The 5,164-nt window shown below is 55.0% G+C and carries 2 rRNA genes; both read left to right on the top strand.

What is annotated here, in order from left to right:
* The first annotated feature begins 111 nt into the window (after positions 1 to 111).
* A 16S ribosomal RNA gene (locus AC1RS9_RS14370) occupies positions 112 to 1,633 on the top strand.
* A gap of 373 nt (positions 1,634 to 2,006) precedes the next feature.
* Positions 2,007 to 5,107, top strand: a 23S ribosomal RNA gene (locus AC1RS9_RS14365).
* Together the 16S and 23S rRNA genes form the textbook arrangement of a ribosomal RNA operon.
* Positions 5,108 to 5,164: the final 57 nt, after the last annotated feature.

The raw sequence follows: 5,164 nt of genomic DNA, 5'->3' as shown, positions 1-5,164 counted from the left end.
TGGAGTGTCGCGTGTTTTGGCTGAGTGATTAATGATTGTACAGAACGACGATGACCCTTTTGGGGTTGTTGTTTGTCACCGTTTTTTTCTCGGTCAGGGTAACAAATTTTTTCTACGGAGAGTTTGATCCTGGCTCAGGACGAACGCTGGCGGCGTGCTTAACACATGCAAGTCGAACGATGAAGCACCAGCTTGCTGGTGTGGATTAGTGGCGAACGGGTGAGTAACACGTGAGTAACCTGCCCCTCACTCTGGGATAAGCCTGGGAAACTGGGTCTAATACTGGATACGACCGATCTCCGCATGGAGTGTTGGTGGAAAGTTTTTGTGGTGGGGGATGGACTCGCGGCCTATCAGCTTGTTGGTGGGGTAATGGCCTACCAAGGCGACGACGGGTAGCCGGCCTGAGAGGGCGACCGGCCACACTGGGACTGAGACACGGCCCAGACTCCTACGGGAGGCAGCAGTGGGGAATATTGCACAATGGGCGAAAGCCTGATGCAGCGACGCCGCGTGAGGGATGACGGCCTTCGGGTTGTAAACCTCTTTCACCAGGGACGAAGCTAACGTGACGGTACCTGGAGAAGAAGCACCGGCTAACTACGTGCCAGCAGCCGCGGTAATACGTAGGGTGCGAGCGTTGTCCGGAATTATTGGGCGTAAAGAGCTTGTAGGCGGTTTGTCGCGTCTGCTGTGAAAGACCGGGGCTTAACTCCGGTTCTGCAGTGGGTACGGGCAGACTAGAGTGTGGTAGGGGAGACTGGAATTCCTGGTGTAGCGGTGAAATGCGCAGATATCAGGAGGAACACCGATGGCGAAGGCAGGTCTCTGGGCCATTACTGACGCTGAGAAGCGAAAGCATGGGGAGCGAACAGGATTAGATACCCTGGTAGTCCATGCCGTAAACGTTGGGCGCTAGGTGTGGGACTCATTCCACGAGTTCCGTGCCGCAGCTAACGCATTAAGCGCCCCGCCTGGGGAGTACGGCCGCAAGGCTAAAACTCAAAGGAATTGACGGGGGCCCGCACAAGCGGCGGAGCATGCGGATTAATTCGATGCAACGCGAAGAACCTTACCAAGGCTTGACATACACCGGAATCATGCAGAGATGTGTGCGTCTTCGGACTGGTGTACAGGTGGTGCATGGTTGTCGTCAGCTCGTGTCGTGAGATGTTGGGTTAAGTCCCGCAACGAGCGCAACCCTCGTTCCATGTTGCCAGCACTTCGGGTGGGGACTCATGGGAGACTGCCGGGGTCAACTCGGAGGAAGGTGGGGATGACGTCAAATCATCATGCCCCTTATGTCTTGGGCTTCACGCATGCTACAATGGCCGGTACAGAGGGTTGCGAAACCGTGAGGTGGAGCTAATCCCAAAAAACCGGTCTCAGTTCGGATTGGGGTCTGCAACTCGACCCCATGAAGTCGGAGTCGCTAGTAATCGCAGATCAGCAACGCTGCGGTGAATACGTTCCCGGGCCTTGTACACACCGCCCGTCAAGTCACGAAAGTCGGTAACACCCGAAGCCGGTGGCCTAACCCTTGTGGGGGGAGCCGTCGAAGGTGGGACTGGCGATTGGGACTAAGTCGTAACAAGGTAGCCGTACCGGAAGGTGCGGCTGGATCACCTCCTTTCTAAGGAGCATCAAGCCCTTGCCACACCGTACGTGTGTGGGGGGTGCTCATGGGTGGAACGATGATCATGGTGCAGCCTGCATGGTTGCCGGCATCAGCGAGTACGAACCAGTCATACGCGTCTTGATCCCTTGATGGGGTGAGGATGTGGGGCTGGTTGGGGAAAGCATGGTGGTGGTGAGTGTGTTGAGGTTGTGTTCGGCGCGTTGTTGGGTTCTCAGGACACGGATCGTGTTCTGGGGTTGTGGTCAACACAAGATCACACACCAAGTGAAGACTCTTCATCTTGTTGGATGGGGTTTGGGTGTGTGGGGTTGTGTGTGGCGTGTTGTTTGAGAATTACACAGTGGACGCGAGCATCTAGTATCTGTGATCTTAAGTTTTTAAGGGCACACGGTGGATGCCTTGGCACCAGGAACCGATGAAGGACGTTGTAATCTGCGATATGCCTCGGGGAGTCGATAAACAGGCTGTGATCCGGGGATTTCCGAATGGGGAAACCCGCCATGAATCATGTCATGGCACCTGCACCTGAACACATAGGGTGTTGGGAGGGAACGTGGGGAAGTGAAACATCTCAGTACCCACAGGAAGAGAAAACAAGAGTGATTCCGTGAGTAGTGGCGAGCGAAAGCGGATGAGGCTAAACCATGATCGTGTGAGACCTGTCAGGGGTTGCGGTTGTGGGGTTGTGGGACAGTGCTGATCCTCACTGACATGAGGGTGCGCAGTAAGAAACCATGTGCGTAGTTGAACAATCTTGAATGGTTGAGCGTAGAGGGTGCGACTCCCGTAGACGAAACGTGTGTGGCTGTGTTGTGCTGTTTCCCAAGTAGCACGGGGCCCGTGAAATCTCGTGTGAATCTGGCAGGACCACCTGCTAAGCCTAAATATTCCCTGGTGACCGATAGCGGACTAGTACCGTGAGGGAAAGGTGAAAAGAACCCCGGGAGGGGAGTGAAATAGATCCTGAAACCGTGTGCTTACAATCCGTCGGAGCCTCTGTGTGGGGTGACGGCGTGCCTTTTGAAGAATGAGCCTGCGAGTTAGTGCTCAGTGGCGAGGTTAACCCGTGTGGGGTAGCCGTAGCGAAAGCGAGTCCGAATAGGGCGTTTGAGTCGCTGGGTCTAGACCCGAAGCGGAGTGATCTACCCATGGCCAGGTTGAAGCGCCGGTAAGACGGCGTGGAGGACCGAACCCACTTAGGTTGAAAACTGAGGGGATGAGCTGTGGGTAGGGGTGAAAGGCCAATCAAACTCCGTGATAGCTGGTTCTCCCCGAAATGCATTTAGGTGCAGCGTCGCGTGTTTCTTGCCGGAGGTAGAGCTACTGGATGGCTGATGGGCCCCACCGGGTTACTGACGTCAACCAAACTCCGAATGCCGGTAAGTGAGAGCGTGGCAGTGAGACTGCGGGGGATAAGCTTCGTAGTCGAGAGGGAAACAGCCCAGATCATCAGCTAAGGTCCCTAAGCGTGTGCTAAGTGGGAAAGGATGTGGAGTTGCTGTGACAACCAGGAGGTTGGCTTAGAAGCAGCCACCCTTTAAAGAGTGCGTAATAGCTCACTGGTCAAGTGATTCCGCGCCGACAATGTAGCGGGGCTCAAGCACATCACCGAAGCTGTGGCAATGACACACTGACCCTTAACGGGGGTGTTGTTGGGTAGGGGAGCGTCGTGTGGCGAGTGAAGCGGCCGAGTGATCGAGTCGTGGATGCTACACGAGTGAGAATGCAGGCATGAGTAGCGAATGACGGGTGAGAAACCCGTCCGCCGAATAACCAAGGGTTCCAGGGTCAAGCTAATCTGCCCTGGGTAAGTCGGGACCTAAGGCGAGGCCGACAGGCGTAGTCGATGGACATCCGGTTGATATTCCGGAACCGGCGAAGAACCGCCCATACTGAACCATGGGATGCTAAACACCCGAACCATGCCAACCGGTCCTTCGGGATCATCTGGTGTGGGGAGCGTGTGACCCGATCGTGTAGTAGGTAAGCGATGGAGTGACGCAGGAAGGTAGCCTCCGCGGGGCGATGGTAGTCCCCGTCCAAGCATGTAGGCCCACTGGTAGGTAAATCCGTCAGTGGTGTGGCTGAGATGTGATGGTGACCACGTATGTGGGAAGCAGGGTGATCCTATGCTGTCGAGAAAAACTTCTAGCGAGGTTCGAGCCGCCCGTACCCCAAACCGACTCAGGTGGTTAGGTAGAGAATACTAAGGCGATCGAGTGAATCGTGGTTAAGGAATTCGGCAAAATGCCCCCGTAACTTCGGGAGAAGGGGGGCCCAAGCCTTGAAGCCCGTACGGGCTAGGGGTGAGGGTCGCAGAGACCAGGGAGAAGCGACTGTTTACTAAAAACACAGGTCCGTGCGAAGAAGTAATTCGATGTATACGGACTGACGCCTGCCCGGTGCTGGAAGGTTAAGAGGACTGGTTAATCACTTCGGTGGTGAAGCTGAGAATTTAAGCCCCAGTAAACGGCGGTGGTAACTATAACCATCCTAAGGTAGCGAAATTCCTTGTCGGGTAAGTTCCGACCTGCACGAATGGCGTAACGACTTCTCCACTGTCTCAACCACGAACTCGGCGAAATTGCAGTACGAGTAAAGATGCTCGTTACGCGCAGCAGGACGGAAAGACCCCGGGACCTTTACTACAGTTTGGTATTGGTGTTCGGTACGGCTTGTGTAGGATAGGTGGGAGACTGTGAAGCATGCACGCCAGTGTGTGTGGAGTCATTGTTGAAATACCACTCTGGTCGTATTGGGCTCCTAACTTCGGTCCGTGATCCGGATCAGGGACAGTGCCTGATGGGTAGTTTAACTGGGGCGGTTGCCTCCTAAAGGGTAACGGAGGCGCCCAAAGGTTCCCTCAGCCTGGTTGGCAATCAGGTTTTGAGTGTAAGTGCACAAGGGAGCTTGACTGTGAGACAGACATGTCGAGCAGGCACGAAAGTGGGGACTAGTGACCCGACGGTGGCTTGTGGAAGCGCCGTCGCTCAACGGATAAAAGGTACCCCGGGGATAACAGGCTGATCTTGCCCAAGAGCTCATATCGACGGCATGGTTTGGCACCTCGATGTCGGCTCGTCGCATCCTGGGGCTGGAGTAGGTCCCAAGGGTTGGGCTGTTCGCCCATTAAAGCGGTACGCGAGCTGGGTTTAGAACGTCGTGAGACAGTTCGGTCCCTATCCGCTGTGCGCGTAGGAAACTTGAGAAGACCTGTCCCTAGTACGAGAGGACCGGGATGGACGAACCTCTGGTGTGTCAGTTGTTCCGCCAGGAGCACCGCTGATTGGCTACGTTCGGAAGTGATAACCGCTGAAAGCATCTAAGCGGGAAGCACGCTTCGAGATGAGGTTTCCATACACCTTGTGTGTGAGAGGTTCCCTAGAGACGATGGGGTTGATAGGCCGGATGTGGAAGACCAGTAATGGTTGTAGCTGACCGGTACTAATGAACCGATAACTTATTATCACACTCAGTATTGTTGTGCTAGTGCTCGCGTCCCTGTGTAATTCTGAAACAATACAC

This window comes from Dermacoccus sp. MPR-E5 (assembly GCF_058809565.1).
Note: the sequence above shows the minus strand (reverse complement) of the source record. Positions and strands in the feature narration are given on the sequence as shown.